General features: G+C 53.1%; 1 protein-coding gene. It reads left to right on the forward strand.

The window, feature by feature from the left end:
- Nucleotides 1–25 precede the first annotated feature (25 nt).
- The coding region (locus IFT54_RS20305) for a hypothetical protein (protein WP_206758155.1) at nucleotides 26–254 on the forward strand (229 nt) is incomplete at its 3' end.

Consider the following 254-nt stretch of genomic DNA (forward strand, 5'->3'; position numbering starts at 1 on the left):
ACCCGAAGGTGTGCGACAAAGGGGGATGAAGCTATGGTACACCCTCGTTCTCTTAACTGCTTTGGCAGCCTGCGCTGGCCGCAATGTGCCACTCAACGCGGATTTTTCTGCTCCAACCGCACCCGAGATAGAACGGAGCTTCGCGCTTAGAGAGCGCTACAATGCTCCAAAGCATATTGGTGGAACCGCTATCTTTGTGGATAGCGTTGCAGTCCATCATATCTATGCCGAAGCTAGTACCGTCGTTTGGAAGG

The sequence above is a fragment of the Sphingomonas sp. CFBP 13714 genome, assembly GCF_014842205.1.
GTDB lineage: Bacteria > Pseudomonadota > Alphaproteobacteria > Sphingomonadales > Sphingomonadaceae > Sphingomonas > Sphingomonas aerolata.